The sequence below is a fragment of the Pseudomonas sp. dw_612 genome, from assembly GCF_018449725.1.
GTDB lineage: Bacteria > Pseudomonadota > Gammaproteobacteria > Pseudomonadales > Pseudomonadaceae > Aquipseudomonas.
The window spans coordinates 139,996-156,047 of sequence record NZ_JAAVVC010000011.1 but is presented as its reverse complement, the minus strand read 5'-3'; the positions used below and the strand labels follow the sequence as shown (position 1 = coordinate 156,047).

At 60.8% G+C, this 16,052-nt stretch carries 16 protein-coding genes; 15 read left to right on the top strand and 1 reads right to left on the bottom strand.

What is annotated here, in order from left to right:
- The first annotated feature begins 122 nt into the window (after nt 1–122).
- The 15 genes from HB680_RS18335 (at nt 123) to HB680_RS18265 (ending at nt 14,945) form a co-directional block, all read left to right on the top strand.
- Nucleotides 123–2,357, top strand: a complete 2,235-nt coding sequence (locus HB680_RS18335; protein ID WP_213939981.1) for a DNA internalization-related competence protein ComEC/Rec2 — start codon at nt 123–125, stop codon at nt 2,355–2,357.
- A 98-nt stretch (nt 2,358–2,455) separates the two neighbouring features.
- Nucleotides 2,456–3,094, top strand: coding sequence for a MotA/TolQ/ExbB proton channel family protein (locus HB680_RS18330; RefSeq protein WP_185058243.1), 639 nt, complete (start codon nt 2,456–2,458; stop codon nt 3,092–3,094).
- Complete coding sequence (locus HB680_RS18325; RefSeq protein WP_213939980.1) at nt 3,091–3,522, top strand: biopolymer transporter ExbD; 432 nt, start codon at nt 3,091–3,093, stop codon at nt 3,520–3,522. Before HB680_RS18330 ends, HB680_RS18325 begins: the two co-directional genes overlap by 4 nt.
- A complete protein-coding gene (gene lpxK / locus HB680_RS18320) occupies nt 3,522–4,532 on the top strand; it encodes a tetraacyldisaccharide 4'-kinase (RefSeq protein ID WP_213939979.1) in 1,011 nt (336 codons plus the stop codon). The genes HB680_RS18325 and lpxK overlap by 1 nt, the downstream gene beginning before the upstream one ends.
- 25 nt (nt 4,533–4,557) lie before the next feature.
- Nucleotides 4,558–4,743, top strand: a complete 186-nt coding sequence (locus tag HB680_RS18315; protein ID WP_007945752.1) for a Trm112 family protein — start codon at nt 4,558–4,560, stop codon at nt 4,741–4,743.
- Nucleotides 4,740–5,504: a 3-deoxy-manno-octulosonate cytidylyltransferase gene (kdsB, locus tag HB680_RS18310; protein ID WP_213939978.1), complete on the top strand. Its 765-nt coding sequence runs from the start codon at nt 4,740–4,742 to the stop codon at nt 5,502–5,504. The genes HB680_RS18315 and kdsB overlap by 4 nt, the downstream gene beginning before the upstream one ends.
- Nucleotides 5,504–5,968 carry a low molecular weight protein-tyrosine-phosphatase gene (locus HB680_RS18305; protein ID WP_213939977.1) on the top strand — a complete coding sequence of 155 codons (465 nt, stop codon included), beginning with the start codon at nt 5,504–5,506 and terminating at the stop codon, nt 5,966–5,968. Before kdsB ends, HB680_RS18305 begins: the two co-directional genes overlap by 1 nt.
- Nucleotides 5,965–6,984, top strand: a complete 1,020-nt coding sequence (gene murB / locus HB680_RS18300) for a UDP-N-acetylmuramate dehydrogenase (RefSeq protein ID WP_213939976.1) — start codon at nt 5,965–5,967, stop codon at nt 6,982–6,984. The genes HB680_RS18305 and murB overlap by 4 nt, the downstream gene beginning before the upstream one ends.
- Nucleotides 6,985–7,228: 244 nt before the next feature.
- Nucleotides 7,229–7,699, top strand: coding sequence for a (2Fe-2S)-binding protein (locus HB680_RS18295; RefSeq protein ID WP_201191530.1), 471 nt, complete (start codon nt 7,229–7,231; stop codon nt 7,697–7,699).
- Nucleotides 7,696–10,026, top strand: coding sequence for a xanthine dehydrogenase family protein molybdopterin-binding subunit (locus HB680_RS18290; protein ID WP_213939975.1), 2,331 nt, complete (start codon nt 7,696–7,698; stop codon nt 10,024–10,026). The genes HB680_RS18295 and HB680_RS18290 overlap by 4 nt, the downstream gene beginning before the upstream one ends.
- Nucleotides 10,026–11,009, top strand: coding sequence for an XdhC family protein (locus HB680_RS18285; protein WP_213939974.1), 984 nt, complete (start codon nt 10,026–10,028; stop codon nt 11,007–11,009). Before HB680_RS18290 ends, HB680_RS18285 begins: the two co-directional genes overlap by 1 nt.
- The gene (locus HB680_RS18280; protein WP_213939973.1) at nt 11,006–11,596 is read left to right on the top strand and encodes a nucleotidyltransferase family protein; all 591 of its coding nucleotides are present in this window, start codon (nt 11,006–11,008) and stop codon (nt 11,594–11,596) included. The genes HB680_RS18285 and HB680_RS18280 overlap by 4 nt, the downstream gene beginning before the upstream one ends.
- Before the next feature lie 162 nt (nt 11,597–11,758).
- The gene (locus HB680_RS18275) at nt 11,759–13,120 is read left to right on the top strand and encodes a hypothetical protein (RefSeq protein WP_213939972.1); all 1,362 of its coding nucleotides are present in this window, start codon (nt 11,759–11,761) and stop codon (nt 13,118–13,120) included.
- 11 nt (nt 13,121–13,131) lie between these two features.
- Nucleotides 13,132–14,049, top strand: a complete 918-nt coding sequence (locus tag HB680_RS18270; RefSeq protein WP_123598498.1) for a DMT family transporter — start codon at nt 13,132–13,134, stop codon at nt 14,047–14,049.
- On the top strand, nt 14,049–14,945 hold the full coding sequence (locus tag HB680_RS18265; protein WP_213939971.1) for a hypothetical protein: 897 nt from the start codon (nt 14,049–14,051) through the stop codon (nt 14,943–14,945). The genes HB680_RS18270 and HB680_RS18265 overlap by 1 nt, the downstream gene beginning before the upstream one ends.
- Before the next feature lie 15 nt (nt 14,946–14,960).
- On the opposite strand, the gene HB680_RS18260 is transcribed toward HB680_RS18265, so the two are convergent.
- Entirely contained in the window at nt 14,961–15,860 is a 900-nt protein-coding gene (locus tag HB680_RS18260) for a LysR family transcriptional regulator (RefSeq protein WP_213939970.1), read from the bottom strand.
- Nucleotides 15,861–16,052 lie beyond the last annotated feature (192 nt).

The following is a 16,052-nucleotide window of genomic DNA, read 5'->3' as shown; positions in this document are numbered from 1 at the left end:
GGTTCAGGCGGCAAGTATGTCTGGATTCTATGTGTGGCCCATTCAGACTTTGTGACAATTGATATCCACGCTCGTGCGCCGCGCCGTCTATGCCTAGTGAGGGAACTCTCAAGGACGGGCTTATGCGCACAGGGATGGTGGCGCTGGCGCTCGGGTTGTTGGCGCTGCGTTTTTTACCGGGTTTACCGCCGGTCGGGTTATGGCTGTTGCTGCCGGTGGTGGGTTTGATGCTGCTGCCGTTTCGCACATATCCGCTGGCGTTTTTTCTGTTCGGCTTCAGTTGGGCGTGCGGGCAGGCGCAGTCGGCGCTGGATGATCGGCTGCCGGCGAGACTGGACGGCGAAACGCGCTGGGTCGAAGGTCGAATAACCGGATTGCCACAAAACAATGAAGCGGTGGTGCGTTTCGAACTGGCGGACGCGCGTTCACGCCACGGAGCTGTGCCGCCGCTGATGCGCCTGGCCTGGTACGACGGGCCTCCGGTCAACAGCGGCGAGCGCTGGCGTCTGGCGGTGAAGTTGAAGCGCCCGACCGGGTTGCTCAATCCCCATGCCTTTGATTACGACGCCTGGCTGCTCGCCCAGGGCATCGGCGCCACTGGCACGGTCAAGGACGGCCAGCGACTGTCAGCGGCCCGCTGGGCCTGGCGCGACGGCATTCGCCAGCGTTTGCTCAGTGTTGACGCTCAGGGACGAGCCGGAGCGCTGGCGGCGTTAGTGCTAGGCGATGGCGCCGGGTTGAGCCGCGAGGACTGGCAGGTGCTGCAAGCCACCGGCACCGTGCACCTGCTGGTGATTTCCGGGCAGCACATCGGTTTGCTCGCGGGCGTGGTGTATTTACTGATCGCCGGGCTCGCCCGCTATGGCCTGTGGCCGGTGCGTTGGCCCTGGTTACCGTGGGCGTGCGGCCTGGCGTTCGCGGCAGCGCTTGGTTATGGGCTGCTGGCCGGTTTCGAAGTGCCGGTGCGCCGGGCTTGCGTGATGATCGGCCTGGTGTTGTTGTGGCGGCTGCGCTTTCGTCATCTTGGTGCGTGGTGGCCGCTATTGCTGGCGCTTGATGGCGTCTTGCTGTTGGACCCGCTCGCCAGTTTGCAACCGGGTTTCTGGTTGTCCTTTACGGCGGTGGCGGTGTTGATCTTCACCTTCGGTGGTCGATTGGGCCCCTGGCGCTGGTGGCAAACCTGGACCCGCGCCCAATGGCTGATCGCAATTGGTCTATGTCCGCTGCTGTTGATGCTGGGTTTGCCCATCAGTGTCAGCGGCCCGTTGGTCAATCTGCTGGCGGTGCCGTGGATCAGCCTGGTGGTGCTGCCGCCAGCCTTGCTCGGGACTTTGCTGTTACCGGTACCTTTCGTGGGGGAAGGGTTGCTGTGGTTGGCCGGTGGTCTGATCGACCTGCTGTTCAAGGGCCTGGCATTAATGGCGAATCAAGTGCCCGCGTGGGTGCCCGTGGCAGTGCCGGTATGGATCGGGGCCATCGGTGCATTCGGTGCTGTTCTTCTATTAATGCCCCGAGGCGTGCCGCTGCGCCCATTGGGTTGGCCGATGTTGCTGCTGCTGGTGTTTCCACCCCGCGACGAGGTGCCCGACGGCCGGGTCGATATCTGGCAACTGGATGTCGGCCAGGGATTGGCGATCCTGGTGCGCACGCGCCAGCACACGCTGCTGTATGACGCCGGGCCGCGCTTCGGTGATTTCGACCTGGGTGAACGGGTGGTGCTGCCGGCATTGCGCAAACTTGGGGTAGATCAACTCGACCTGATGCTGCTCAGTCATGCCGACGCCGACCATGCCGGCGGTGCTCGGGCCGTTGTCAAAGGCGTGCCGGTGTCGCGGGTGCTCAGTGGCGATCCGATGGCGCTTCCTGTCGAGTTGCAAGCCGAGGGCTGCGAAAGCGGACGGCAATGGACCTGGGATGGCGTGACATTCCAGCTCTGGCAATGGTCATCGGCCAGCGAAAGCAATCAAAAGTCCTGCGTCCTGCTGATCGAAGCCAATGGCGAGCGCCTGCTTTTGACCGGTGATATAGACACCCACGCCGAACGCGCGCTACTGGACAGTCCATTGGCTGTGCCCACCGATTGGTTGCAGTCACCGCACCACGGCAGTCGCAGTTCGTCGTCCATGGCGCTGCTCACCACGCTGCAACCCAAAGCCGTGCTGATCTCCCGTGGCCACGGCAATTCCTTCGGTCATCCCCATCCCACGGTCATGGCGCGCTATCGAAAACGGGGCCTGCGAATCTATGACAGCGCCGAGCACGGTGCCGTCCGTCTGCAACTGGGCAGCTTCAAGTCACCGCAAACAATGCGTCAAGAACGGCGCTTCTGGCGCGATCCACCGTCGGAGAATCAATAACCATGAGTTATTACAGCCGGACGGGATGCGACATCACGGTCTTCGGTGCGCCGACCCCCTATGTTAGAGTGGCGCACTTTTTCGAGGGGACTGTCACTGTGTGGGAATTGGTCAAATCCGGCGGCTGGATGATGCTGCCGATCATTCTGAGTTCCATCGCGGCCATGGCGATCGTTGCCGAACGTCTATGGACCCTGCGTGCCAGCCGTGTGACCCCGGAGCATTTGCTCGGGCAGGTCTGGGTCTGGATCAAAGACAAACAGCTGAATAAAGAAAAACTCAAGGAACTGCGCGCCAACTCGCCGCTGGGCGAAATCCTGGCGGCAGGCCTGGCCAACTCCAAGCATGGTCGCGAGATCATGAAGGAGTGCATCGAAGAGGCCGCCGCCCGGGTCATCCATGAACTGGAGCGCTACATCAACGCTCTGGGCACCATTGCTGCCATGGCCCCGTTGCTCGGGTTGCTCGGCACGGTGTTGGGCATGATCGATATCTTCAGTTCGTTCATGGGCACGGGCATGACCACCAACGCCGCTGTGCTGGCCGGTGGTATTTCCAAAGCCTTGATCACCACGGCTTCGGGCCTGATCGTCGGTATCCCGTCGGTCTTCTTCCACCGGTTCCTGCAACGGCGCATCGACGAGCTGGTGGTGGGGATGGAGCAGGAAGCGATCAAACTGGTCGAGGTGGTGCAGGGTGACCGTGACGTGGACCTGTCCGAGGGCAAAAAAGCGTGAAATTCCGCCGCAAGCAACGGGAGAACGTGGACATCAATCTCGTGTCGCTGATCGACGTGGTGTTTGTCCTGCTGCTTTTTTTCGTGGTGACCACCACGTTTACCCGGGAAACCCAATTGCGCGTCGAGCTGCCGGAAGCGGTCAGCGGTTCGCCGGCGGAAGATCAGCAGGTCAAGCAACTGGACGTTGCCATCAGCGCCGAGGGTGTGTTTTCGGTCAACAATCAGTTGTTGCCAAAGAATGACCTGACCAGCCTGATGGACGCCTTGCAGAAAGAATCCAACGGCGACACCAGCTTGCCGCTGTCCATCAGCGCCGACGGCAAGACTCAGCATCAGTCCGTCATCACCGCCATGGACGCCGCCGGCAAGCTCGGTTTCAGCCATCTGCGCATGACCACCGTCGAGGCGGCGCCGACCGCTCCCTGATGGCCATGTCTGATCGATTGCTCGCCGCGTGGTATGCCGGTCATCCGGCCCTGAAGCTGTTGCAGCCGCTGGAGTGGCTGTATCGGCGGGTGGTCACCGGCAAGCGCCAGCGCTTCCTGGCGGGTGAGGGCGAGATCTATCAGCCGCCGGTGCCGTTGATCGTGGTCGGTAACATCACCGTGGGTGGCACCGGCAAGACGCCGCTGATCCTGTGGATGATTCAGCACTGCCAGCGCAGCGGTTTGCGGGTGGGCGTGGTCAGCCGGGGTTACGGCGCCAAACCGCCGCAGTTGCCGTGGCGAGTCGAGGCCGATCAAGGTGCCGACATCGCGGGCGACGAGCCGTTGCTGATCGTCCAGCGCACCGGCGTGCCATTGATGATCGACCCGGAGCGCAGCAGCGCGGTCAAAGCGTTGCTGGCCAGTGAACCGCTGGACCTGATCCTGTCCGACGATGGCATGCAGCACTATCGATTGGCCCGGGACCTGGAGTTGGTGCTGATCGACGCCGCCCGTGGCTTGGGCAACAAGCGTTGCCTGCCCGCCGGGCCGTTGCGTGAACCGATCGAGCGTCTGCAAAGTGTTGATGCGGTGCTCTATAACGGCGCCGTGCATGACCGCGACGATGGTTTTGCCTTTCAACTGCAACCCACCGCACTGATCAATCTGAAAAGCGGCGAACGCCGACCGCTCGACCATTTTCCCCCAGACCAGGCACTGCACGCCGTGGCCGGGATCGGCAATCCCCAGCGTTTCTTCAAAACCCTCGAAACGCTACACTGGCAGCCAATCCCCCATGGGTTTGCCGACCACGCCGAATACAGCGTGCAGGCCTTGAATTTCACCCCGTCATTGCCGTTGGTGATGACCGAAAAGGATGCGGTGAAGTGCCGTGCCTTTGCCGCCGCCGACTGGTGGTACCTTGCGGTCGATGCTGTGCCGTCGCCGGCCTTCGTGGCCTGGTTTGATACGCAGCTGATGCGTCTGTTGCCGAATCGTCTTTTGCCTTAAAACCGTTTTTATCCAGGGAATGCTCATGGACACCAAATTGCTCGATATCCTCGCTTGCCCGGTCTGCAAAGGCCCGCTCAAGCTCAGTGCCGACAAGACCGAGCTGATCAGCAAGGGCGCCGGTCTGGCATACCCGATTCGCGACGGCATCCCGGTGATGCTCGAAACCGAAGCCCGCACCCTGACCACCGACGAGCGCCTGGATAAATGACCACAGCCTTTACCGTTGTCATTCCCTCGCGTTACGCCTCCACCCGCCTGCCGGGCAAACCGTTGCTGCTGATCGCCGGCAAGCCGATGATCCAGCACGTCTGGGAACAGGCGAGCAAAAGCAGCGCCCAGCGCGTGGTGGTCGCCACGGACGATGCGCGCATCGTCGAGGCCTGCAAAGGGTTTGGCGCCGAAGTGGTGCTGACTCGCGAAGACCACAACTCCGGCACCGATCGCCTGGCCGAAGTCGCCGCGAAACTCGGCTTGGCGCCGGACGCCATCGTGGTCAACGTCCAGGGCGACGAGCCGCTGATCCCGCCTAGCGTGATCGATCAGGTCGCCGCCAACCTGGCTGCCCACACCGAAGCGCGCATGGCCACGTTGGCCGAGCCGATCGAGGACGTGGAAACCCTGTTCAATCCCAATGTGGTCAAGGTCGTCAGCGACCTCAATGGCCTGGCGCTGACCTTCAGCCGCGCCACGTTGCCGTGGGCGCGAGATGCCTTCGCCAAAAGCCGCGAGCAGATGCCGGAAGGCGTGCCGTATCGCCGCCACATCGGCATCTATGCCTACCGCGCCGGATTCCTGCATGACTTCGTCAGCTGGGGCCCGTGCTGGCTGGAAAACACCGAATCCCTGGAACAACTGCGCGCCCTGTGGCACGGCGTGCGGATTCACGTCGCCGATGCGCTGATCGCACCGCCGACCGGTGTTGATACGGTTGAAGACCTCGAGCGCGTTCGTCGCCTGCTGGAGGCCTGATGCGGGTTCTGTTCGTCTGCCTGGGCAACATCTGCCGTTCGCCCACGGCCGAAGGCGTGTTGCGGCATAAATTGCGTGAGGCCGGGCTGGCCGATCAAGTCGAAGTGGCCTCCGCCGGCACCGGTGACTGGCACGTCGGCAAGGCCCCGGACAAGCGCAGTCAGGCTGCGGCAAGGTTGCGCGGTTATGACCTGTCGACCCAGCGTGCCCAGCAAGTCAGCCGTGCAGATTTCGCCACGTACGACCTGATCCTGGCGATGGACAACAGCAACCTGCGCAATCTCAAGGCCTTGCAACCGGCCGAGGGCAAGGCTGAGCTGGACTTGTTCCTGCGTCGTTACCCATCGGAAATCGACGAAGTGCCGGATCCGTACTACGACGGTGACCAAGGCTTTGAGCAAGTGCTGGATTTGATCGAACGCGCCAGTGATTTGCTGGTGATCGAGTTGAAGGGACGGTTATGAGTTTGCAGGTACAAACCGGGGTTTCCCTCAAACCGTTCAACAGTTTTGGCGTGGACGTCCGGGCGCAACTGTTTGCCGAGGCTCACAGCGATGCCGAGGTGCGTGAAGCGCTGGCCTATGCCGTGTCGCATAACGTGCCGCTGTTAGTGATCGGCGGCGGCAGCAACTTGCTGCTGACCGCTGATATCCAGGCGCTGGTGTTGCGCATGGCTACGCGCGGCATTCGCGTGTTGAGCGATGACGGCAGCCAGGTGGTGATCGAAGCCGAAGCCGGCGAGCCTTGGCATCCGTTCGTGCAACATACCTTGGCGCTGGGTTTGTCGGGGTTGGAAAACCTCAGCCTGATCCCCGGCACCGTTGGCGCGGCACCGATGCAGAACATCGGTGCTTACGGCGTCGAGATCAAAGACGTGTTCGCCGGCCTCACCGCGCTGGATCGCCAGACCGGCGAGTTGCGGGATTTCAGCCTGCAAGAATGCAATTTCGCCTACCGCGACAGCCTGTTCAAACAGCATCCCGGGCGTTGGTTGATCCTGCGGGTCCGCTTCACTCTGAATCGCACCGCGCACCTGCATCTGGAATACGGCCCGGTGCGCCAGCGCCTGACCGAGCAGGGCATCGACCAGCCGACGCCGACCGATGTCAGCCAGGCGATTTGCAGCATCCGCAACGAAAAACTCCCGGACCCGGCCGTACTCGGCAATGCCGGCAGCTTCTTCAAGAACCCGTTGGTGCCAGCGGCGCTGGTGACCCGGCTCAAGCTGGAATACCCGGACCTGGTGGCCTACGCGCAACCGGACGGGCAAATGAAACTGGCGGCGGGCTGGCTGATCGAGAAGGCCGGCTGGAAAGGTTTCCGCGAAGCTGACGCCGGCGTGCATAAATTACAGGCGCTGGTGCTGGTCAACTATGGCGGCGCGACCGGCCTGCAATTGTTGGATCTGGCGCAGCGCATCCAGAAAGACATTTCGCAACGATTCAGCGTCGAGCTGGAAATGGAGCCCAATCGCTATTGAAGCTACGCTTTAGAGGCGAATATCGAAGCCCTGCACAACTTCAATGGTGCAGGGCTTTTTTGTTAATGCTGGGTTAACTTAGCCACCTAACGATGCAAGCATTTGCTCCACCAAAGGCCCGACGCAGACGTTGCCGTCCGCGTAAGAGAGCCCATTAGCCTGAGCCGATCTGCGTGAACCTCCGCTAACCCCCCTGGCGGCAGATTGCTCGACCCCATAACCGAAACACTATGCGGGCGTGCCCATGATTACCCTGAAACTCAATGGTCAAGACCATCAGCTCGACGTCACCGAGGATATGCCGCTGCTCTGGGCGATCCGCGACGTGGCCGGCTACAACGGCACCAAATTCGGCTGCGGCATGGGCCTGTGCGGCGCCTGCACCATTCATATCGACGGTTTGCCGGCACGCAGTTGCATCACGCCGATTGGATCGGTAGTCGGCCAGAACGTCAGCACCATCGATAACCTGCATGCCGACCCGGTCGGGCAAGTCGTCCAGCAAGCCTGGCTCGACACCGCCGTGGCCCAATGCGGTTTCTGCCAGGGCGGGCAGATCATGTCCGCCACCGCGTTGCTCAAGACCAATCCCAACCCGAGCGATGAGCAGATTGAAGAGGCGATGGTCGGCAATATTTGCCGCTGCGGCACTTACAACCGTATCAAGACCGCCATCCGCCAGGCCTCCACCCATCTGAAGGAGGCCAAGGCATGAGCCAGCTCCCGAATGATTTCGCCCTCAGCAACCTGAGCAATCTCAGTCGTCGCGGCTTTCTCAAAGGCGTCGGCGCCACCAGTGCGTTGGTGCTTGCCGCCAGTTGGGGTTGGCAGGACGCTTTTGCCGAAGACAAACCGAAGAAATTCGGCGCCGATGGCATGCCCAATGGCTGGATCGACGATCCGAAGGTCTACGTCAGCATCGCCGCTGATGGTACGGTGACCGTGGTCTGCAACCGTTCGGAAATGGGCCAGGGTGTGCGTACCAGTCTGAGCATGGTGGTGGCCGATGAACTGGATGCCGACTGGGCGCTGGTCAAGGTGCAACAGGCGCCGGGTGATGAAGTGCGCTTCGGCAACCAGGACACCGACGGTTCGCGCAGCATGCGGCACTGGTACGAACCGATGCGCCGCTGTGGTGCTGCCGCGCGGACCATGCTGGAACAGGCTGCGGCTGAGCAATGGAAAGTGCCGGTCGGTGAATGTCGCGCGCAGTTGCACAAAGTGATTCACCAACCCACCAAACGCGAACTCGGCTATGGCGAGTTGGCCGCCGCGGCCGGTGCGCTGGCGGTACCCGTCCGTGACAGTTTGCGGCTCAAGCAGCCGTCAGAATTTCGCTACATCGGCAAGGAAGGCGTGCGCGCGATCGACGGTGCCGACATCGTTAACGGTCGTGCGGTGTACGGCGCCGATGTGCATTTCGATGGCATGCTCTACGCCACCATCGCTCGTCCTGCGGTATATGGCGGCAAGGTCAAATCCTTCGATGCCAGCGCGGCGATGAAAGTCCCTGGCGTGATCAAGGTCTTGCAGATCGAAAGCCGTCCGCTGCCGTCCGAATTCCAGCCATTGGGTGGCGTGGCCGTGGTCGCGAGCAACACCTGGGCCGCGATCAAGGGCCGCGAAGCGCTCAGCATCGAGTGGGACGACGGCCCCAATGCCAGTTACGACTCGATCGCCTACCGCAAGGAACTGGAAGCCGCCGCGCTCAAACCCGGCAAAGTGGTGCGCAATACCGGCGACATCGACAAAGCCTTGGCCAGCGCCGGCAGCACCCTTGAAGCGTCCTATTACTTACCGCACCTGGCCCAGGCACCGATGGAACCGATGGTCGCCATCGCCCGGTTCAAGGACGGCGTGTGCGAAGCCTGGGCGCCGAGCCAGGCACCGCAAGTCACCCGCGAGCGGATCGGCGAACGCCTGGGCCTGCCGTTCGATAACGTCACCTTCAATGTCACATTGCTCGGCGGTGGGTTCGGGCGTAAGTCCAAGCCGGATTTCGTCATCGAAGCGGCCATCCTCGCCAAAGAATTCCCCGGCAAGGCTGTGCGGGTGCAATGGACCCGTGAAGACGACATCCATTGTTCCTACTTCCACACCGTGTCCGCCGAATACCTGAAAGCCAGTCTCGACAAGGACGGCCTGCCCTCCGGCTGGTTGCACCGCACCGTGGCGCCGAGCATCACCGCGTTATTCGCCCCGGGCATGAACCACGAGGCGGCGTTTGAGTTGGGCATGGGCTTCACCAACATGGCGTACGCGATCCCCAATGTGCGCCTGGAAAACCCGGAAGCGACGGTTCACACCCGGGTCGGCTGGTATCGCTCGGTATCGAACATTCCCCACGGCTTCGCGATTCAGACGTTCGTTGACGAATTGGCCCACAAGGCCAAGCAGGATCCGCTGAAGTACCAGATCAAATTGCTCGGCCCGGACCGTCAGATCGATCCGCGCACCTTGAGTGAAGAGTGGAACTACGGCGAGTCTCCCGAGCGTTATCCGATCGACACCGCGCGGATGCGCACGGTGCTGGAAACCGCCGCCAAAGCCGCCGGGTGGGGGCGCACGCTGCCCAAGGGTCGAGGCCTGGGGCTGGCGGTGCATTACAGCTTCGTCACCTATGTGGCGGCGGTGATCGAAGTCGAAGTCAAAGACGACGGCACCTTGATCGTGCACAAGGCCGACATTGCCGTGGATTGCGGTCCGCAGATCAACCCCGAGCGGATTCGCTCGCAGTTCGAAGGCGCCTGTGTGATGGGCCTGGGCAACGCGGTGCTCGGCGAAATCAGCTTCAAGGACGGCAAGGTCCAGCAGGACAACTTCCACATGTACGAAGTGGCGCGCATGTCCCTGGCGCCGAAAGAGGTCGCCGTGCATCTGGTCACGCCACCGGGCGAAGTGCCGTTGGGTGGGGTTGGTGAGCCGGGCGTACCGCCGATTGCGCCGGCGCTGTGCAACGCGATCTTCGCCGCCACCGGCAAGCGCATCCGCAACCTGCCGGTTCGCTTTCAGTTACAAGGCTGGCAGAAGGCTGACGCCTGATGGACAGCGTCGATCTGAACGTCCTGCGCAGCGTGCTCGACTGGCGCCGCGCGGGTCAGCGGGTGGTGTTGTACAGCGTGGTCCAGACCTGGGGCACCGCGCCCCGGGCGCCTGGCGCCATGCTGGCGTTGCGGGAGGATGGCGTAGTGATCGGCTCGGTGTCGGGCGGTTGTGTCGAGGACGACCTGATTGCGCGGCTGCACGACGGCCGGATTCCGGCGGATGGGCCGCCGGTGCAATTGATCACCTACGGCGTCACCCGTGAGGAGGCGGCGCGATTCGGTTTGCCGTGCGGCGGTACCTTGCGCCTGACCGAGGAGCGGGTTAGTGATCCGGCATGGGTCGCTGAATTGCTGAGCCGTTGCGAGGCCCATGAAATCGTTGCGCGCTCGCTGGATCTCGCGACCGGTGAAGTGGTTTTGCAATCGGCGCACAAGAGCGATGTGCTGAGTTTTGACGGCAGTACCTTGCGCGCTATCTATGGCCCACGCTGGCGCTTGTTGCTGATCGGCGCCGGGCAACTGTCGCGTTATGTCGCGGAAATGGCGCGGCTGCTGGATTTCGAAGTGCTGATCTGCGACCCGCGCACCGAGTTTGTCTATGGCTGGGAAGAACAGCACGGTCGCTTCGTGCCGGGCATGCCCGATGAGGCGGTGCTGAACATCCAGACCGACGAACGCACCGCCATCGTCGCCCTGACCCACGATCCACGCCTGGACGACATGGCGCTGCTCACCGCCCTCGATTCCAAGGCGTTTTACGTCGGCGCACTGGGGTCGCGAGTCAACAGCCAGAAACGCCGGGACAACCTGGCTCAGCTAGGCTTATCCCAACAGGCCATCGAGCGGCTGCACGGCCCGATCGGTCTGCACATCGGCAGCCATACCCCGGCGGAAATCGCCTTGTCGTTGCTGGCCGAGATTGTGGCGATCAAGAACGGCGTCGAGCTGAAGCAGAAGAAGCCGTTGCGGGAGGACGTATGAGCGAACCCATCGGTGTCATCGTGCTGGCGGCGGGGCAGGGCAGGCGGTTTCGACAGGTAGCGGGGGCCGAAAAGGATAAGTTGCTGGCCGACTGCGTCGGTCGGGACGGCGCCGTGCGTTCGGTCATCGAACAGACGTTGGTGAATCTGCCTTCCAGCATTGAGCAACGCGTACTGGTGACCACCGAGGATCGTCCCCAGGTGATGCGCATGGCGCAGGCTTACGGTTACGAAATCGTACTGATCGAATCCACCGGCATGGGCGACAGTATTGCGGCGGGTGTGGCGGCGTGTTCGCAACTCGGTGGCTGGCTGATTGTGTTGGGTGATATGCCGTTCATTTTGCCGTCGAGTATCGAGCAAGTGGCGGCGGCGATGGCGGACGATTGCATCAGCGTGCCGGTGCACGCGGGCGAGTTCGGTCATCCGGTGGGTTTTGGCCGGCGCTTTGGGCCGGGGCTGATGGGTTTGTCCGGTGATCGCGGGGCCAAACCGTTGTTCGCCCAGGCGCGGGTGGTCGAGGTGGCGGTGGACGATCCCGGCGTGTTGTGGGATGTGGATGTGCCGGCCTCGCTGGTTTTTCAATAGCGTAATAATCGACTCTTCACTTCGCCCATTCGTATTTATCGATGGGTGCCAGATATAAAACTCGTTATTCAGCGGGTTATATCCGACATACGATCATGTGGCGTGCGGTGTTCACAGTTGGGGTGAATATCCGGTCAGCACTCATTAGAAAAAAGAGCCTACATGATAAAGCACTATATGGATGCGTCGGTCAGTGTCAGTCCTTTGGAACTGGACAGTGATATACAGGAGTTGGGGGCATTGGAGCGGGCATTAAGTTCTGCAGATGTTTTTCAACCTGTTCCGCGGTATGTAAAAACACTTCGACAACTTAGAAAAGCCGCGCAAACCATCAGTTGTCATCGCGACGAGATCAAGTTCGGCGTCACGTTTGGCGAACGCCTGAAAGAACTGGGCGATGACTTCGGTTTGTCTGCGCAGCACTTTACGGTCAATACCAGTGGTTCGCCGCTGCTGGTCAAGGAGCAGGTCGGGGAACATCTGATTTCCCCCACTCACTTTGAAAACGGTGCGTATTTCAGTCACCCCCATGCCGATCATCAACTTGATCACTCGGCGGACGAACTGCCTTCGATCAAGATTGGTCAGTACGTGCGTTTCGGCCGCAATGCCGCGGTCAATGCCGGGGGTGATGTGGATATTGGCGACGGTGTCTGGCTGTCGCCGGGCAGTCAATTGCTGCGTCAGGACCATGATCCTTATGGCCGACTCTCCATTGGCTCGCGGACTGTCGCGATGACGCGCCTGCCGCCGGTGCGACTGTGCGATTACGCGTGGGTCGGGCGTGAAGCGATCGTCGGCTGGAACGCGGATTACCTGGGCAAGGCCAGCATCGTCGGGATCCGTTCCTTCCTCAATACCTGGGTCGGCGACTATTCGATCGTGGGCGATCAGGGGAAAGTCCTGCAGTACCTGCCGTTCAAGGCGCACCTCATGGAAACCTACCAGCCGTCGATCGAGCAGACGCTGCAAGTCAGCGATTGGGCCGCGATCAATTCGGACTGGTTGATGATCTACCGTGACACGCCGAAGCGCGAGACGCCGCCCTTGCCGGCAGCACTGACGGACTATCTCGACACACCGGGCAAGAAGTCCGTGTTGCTGATCGCGCCGACCGATAACACGCAGCTGCAAGCGTTCGCCCGGCACAGTCTGGATGTCATCTCGACTTCCCGTCTGCCCTTTGCGCACCATTTGCAGTGGGCTCAGGACTACGGCCACAAACAGCTGAGACTGCGCGCAGACCTGGACTTTGCGAGGCTGCCATTCGCTTCGGCCGGCGACTTCCACTATCGCCGCCGACTGGGCTACTCACTGATTGTCGCCAACAGTTCGCCAGTCGAAGCCGAGCCTTGCCGCATCTACGTCAATGAACTGGCCCGGGTGCTGGCGACACAGGGCCTGTTGTTGGTGCCCATCACTGATGTGTTACAGGCGCAATTGTCTGTGTATCAGGACGTGTTCCACCTGCAAGGGGAAGTCGAGTTTGACGGCGCCTCTTTCATGTTAATGAAGAAGCTCTAACGGAGGCGCCAATGCCGTATTTATTACTTTCACTCGCCGCCGTGTTCTGGGGCGGTAACTATGTCGTCGGAAAGTTGATGGTAGTGGATGTTGATCCGGTGCTGCTGTCGCAACTTCGATGGTTGATTACCAGTGCATTACTTCTGTTGATCAACTATAAAGCCGTGATTGCCAGTTTGCCGGCCGCGCGCAAGTCATGGCTGACCCTGGTGATGCTGGCGGTTTGCGGGCAAGTTATCTTTCCGCTGACGTTGTATATCGGGTTGCAATACACCAGTTCGTTGAATGCGGCGATTTATCTGTCGGCCACGCCATGCCTGGTACTGGCTCTCAATCGCTTTGTTTTCGGTGATTTCATCTCCCGCTCGAACATGCTTGGGGTGGTGATCAGCACCGTGGGGGTGTTCTGGTTGGTGACCATGGGGCATTTATCCGATTTGAGCTTCCTGGAGGGCTTCAACAAAGGTGATTTCTGGACCATGGCTTCGGCCGCCAGTTGGGCTGTCTATTGTTCCTTCTTGCGGACCAAGCCCAAAACCATCGCCGGCAATGCGTTCGTGACGTATTGCGCGGTCGTGGGGGCGCTGTGCCTGATTCCGTTCAGCCTCGGGGTTTGGGCGTTGCACCCGGACCTGACGTTCAACCTCGGGCAGGGCGCGGCACCGTGGCTGGGCCTGGCCTATCTGGTGATCTTTCCGTCCTGGTTGTCGTATCTGTTCTGGAGCAAAGGCATCGGCGAAATCGGAGCCACCCGTGGCGAGATCTTCACGCACCTGGTGCCGCTGTCCGGCGGGCTGTTCAGTATCGTGTTCCTGGACGTGCAACTGCATGCCTATCACTTGGTCAGCCTGGTGTTGATCGTGTTTGGGGTGATCCTGTGTTCGATTAAACGCCGGGCGCCGGTGGCGCTGCGCACGGAGGCCGCTTGATGGACAGAATCATCGATGCGGTCGACCGCCACGGTGTGCGGTGGGTGGGTGTTGTGCAGGGCGAGGGAACATCGTCTGCGGTCTGGCAGGTTGAAGGCGCCGAGACTTCTCAGGCGTTGGCCGTGGGGTTCATGCGCAGCAAGCAATCCTGGGAACACTTCAAAAGCGGCTTGTCCGTGACAGCGGTACCGGTTGAAGCGCTGGCATCAATGACCTTCAACGTGCCGCTGCAGCCCGCGCTGGATGCGGTGTGTATGGTCAGCGGTTTCGGTTATACGCACCGTTCGGTCAATGGTCTGCCCATGCCTGAACGGTCCTCGCCGGACTGGTACTACAAAGGCAATGGCAAAGGCCTGGTATCTGCTTCCCGGGCGATCAAATCGCCGTGTCACGCCAGCGGCGCGGGAATTGAGATTGAGTATGCGTGTGTGTACCTCATCGACGATTGCCGAAATCCGCGTTACATCGGCTACACCCTGGCGGTGGATTTCTCTGATCCGGTGTTGCGTCACACCCAACCCGGGCTGGCCGGTCTTTCCAAGTTGCGCAACACCGCGTTGTGCCAAGAACTGGTGATCGCTGAACCACCGCGCCACACGGTGGTGAGGAGTTCGATTGTCCGGCGCGGGGAAACCGTGTGGGACAAGCAGTCACTCTTGGGGCTGGATCAACTGATGTTTACCAAGCGCGAACTCGAAGCCCTGCTGTTCCAGCATGAAGAACTCTGCGAGCCCGGAACGGTTCACTACGTGTTGCTCGGCGCTTCGATAAGCACCGACAAGGACGCTTTCGAGTTGCAGCACGGTGACGTCATTCGTGCGAGCAGCCAGGAGGATGGCCTGCAATTGTCCAACCTGTTCGAGGATGAGGTGGTGCGCCAATCGTGTAACTGCTGACAGGACCCCGGCCTGTTATCCCGCCGATGCCATCAGCGGCGGGCGGGCCGGTTTTTCGAAGTCCAGTACCCATTGCGCCAATGCCCTGGGGGCGGGTTTGCCAGGGTGATCGAAAAACACGAATTCGGTGGTCAGCGAGGCATAGGAGCCACTCAGGAAGTACGTTTGCACCTGTTCACTGCGACAGCACGTATCAACCAGTGACAGCGGCACCAGGGCCACACCGACGCCATTGATCACATTCGAAAACAACAGCGGATAAGAACCACACTCGATGATTTTTTCCGGGGTGATGTTGCCCATCAGAAACAGTTCGTCGAGATTGCGTTGCGAAGCACTGCGCCGACTATTGACCAGGAACACTTGGCCGCTGAACGCTTTCAGGTCCTGAATGGCCGGTTGTGTTGCGCTGTAGATCAGCGCCAACGGATCGTTGAATAGCGTCACCCGGCGATAATGCGCAGGTGCAAAGCCAGCGCCGACAATCACCGCGTCGAGCTTGCCGGCCTCAAGATCCTTGAGCAGCGACTGTGTATTGCCAATGCTGACATCCACCGCCAGGCCTTCTGGATTGGCCACGATGCTTTGCAGCAGATTCTGGCGAGTGATGGTGAGGTTTTCGATGACCCCAAGGCGAACCCGTGTTTCGGCTTTTGTCTGGTTCAGGCTGGCCTGGGCACGCGCCACCAGTTCGAGGATTTGTGAGGCGTAGGCATAGAGCTCCTTGCCTTGCGCCGTCATCGTGATGCCACGACCGGAACGTTCGAACAGCTTGGTATCGAGTCGTGATTCAAGCGTCTTGATCCGGAAGGAAATACTGGATTGAGCGCGGTTCAACCGGATCGCTGCCTGCGTAACGCTGCCATAGTCAACAATCGCTTTAAAAGCGTCCAGCTCAGCAATTTCCATAGTCATGCACTCTTACTCCATAACGGGCCGACGGTTTTCGGACCGTGGCAGGGCCTGCCTTGAGCCCTGCAACCGCTCTATTCTGCACGTTGCACGATGGTTTCGTAATACTTGCTTACAAATATTTCAACAAGGGTTTAGCTTGGGGCATAAGCGCTTCGATAATAAACCACTGCCGCGCATCGGTTTTTACAGGCA

What these genes read in the sequence shown, in the direction of transcription:
- HB680_RS18335 (WP_213939981.1), top strand. Translation starts at nt 123, where the DNA reads ATGCGCACAGGGATGGTGGCGCTGGCGCTCGGGTTGTTGGCGCTGCGT.
- lpxK (WP_213939979.1), top strand. Translation starts at nt 3,522, where the DNA reads ATGGCCATGTCTGATCGATTGCTCGCCGCGTGGTATGCCGGTCATCCG.
- HB680_RS18315 (WP_007945752.1), top strand. Translation starts at nt 4,558, where the DNA reads ATGGACACCAAATTGCTCGATATCCTCGCTTGCCCGGTCTGCAAAGGC.
- kdsB (WP_213939978.1), top strand. Translation starts at nt 4,740, where the DNA reads ATGACCACAGCCTTTACCGTTGTCATTCCCTCGCGTTACGCCTCCACC.
- HB680_RS18305 (WP_213939977.1), top strand. Translation starts at nt 5,504, where the DNA reads ATGCGGGTTCTGTTCGTCTGCCTGGGCAACATCTGCCGTTCGCCCACG.
- murB (WP_213939976.1), top strand. Translation starts at nt 5,965, where the DNA reads ATGAGTTTGCAGGTACAAACCGGGGTTTCCCTCAAACCGTTCAACAGT.
- HB680_RS18295 (WP_201191530.1), top strand. Translation starts at nt 7,229, where the DNA reads ATGATTACCCTGAAACTCAATGGTCAAGACCATCAGCTCGACGTCACC.
- HB680_RS18290 (WP_213939975.1), top strand. Translation starts at nt 7,696, where the DNA reads ATGAGCCAGCTCCCGAATGATTTCGCCCTCAGCAACCTGAGCAATCTC.
- HB680_RS18285 (WP_213939974.1), top strand. Translation starts at nt 10,026, where the DNA reads ATGGACAGCGTCGATCTGAACGTCCTGCGCAGCGTGCTCGACTGGCGC.
- HB680_RS18280 (WP_213939973.1), top strand. Translation starts at nt 11,006, where the DNA reads ATGAGCGAACCCATCGGTGTCATCGTGCTGGCGGCGGGGCAGGGCAGG.
- HB680_RS18275 (WP_213939972.1), top strand. Translation starts at nt 11,759, where the DNA reads ATGATAAAGCACTATATGGATGCGTCGGTCAGTGTCAGTCCTTTGGAA.
- HB680_RS18270 (WP_123598498.1), top strand. Translation starts at nt 13,132, where the DNA reads ATGCCGTATTTATTACTTTCACTCGCCGCCGTGTTCTGGGGCGGTAAC.
- HB680_RS18265 (WP_213939971.1), top strand. Translation starts at nt 14,049, where the DNA reads ATGGACAGAATCATCGATGCGGTCGACCGCCACGGTGTGCGGTGGGTG.
- HB680_RS18260 (WP_213939970.1), bottom strand. Translation starts at nt 15,860, where the DNA reads ATGACTATGGAAATTGCTGAGCTGGACGCTTTTAAAGCGATTGTTGAC.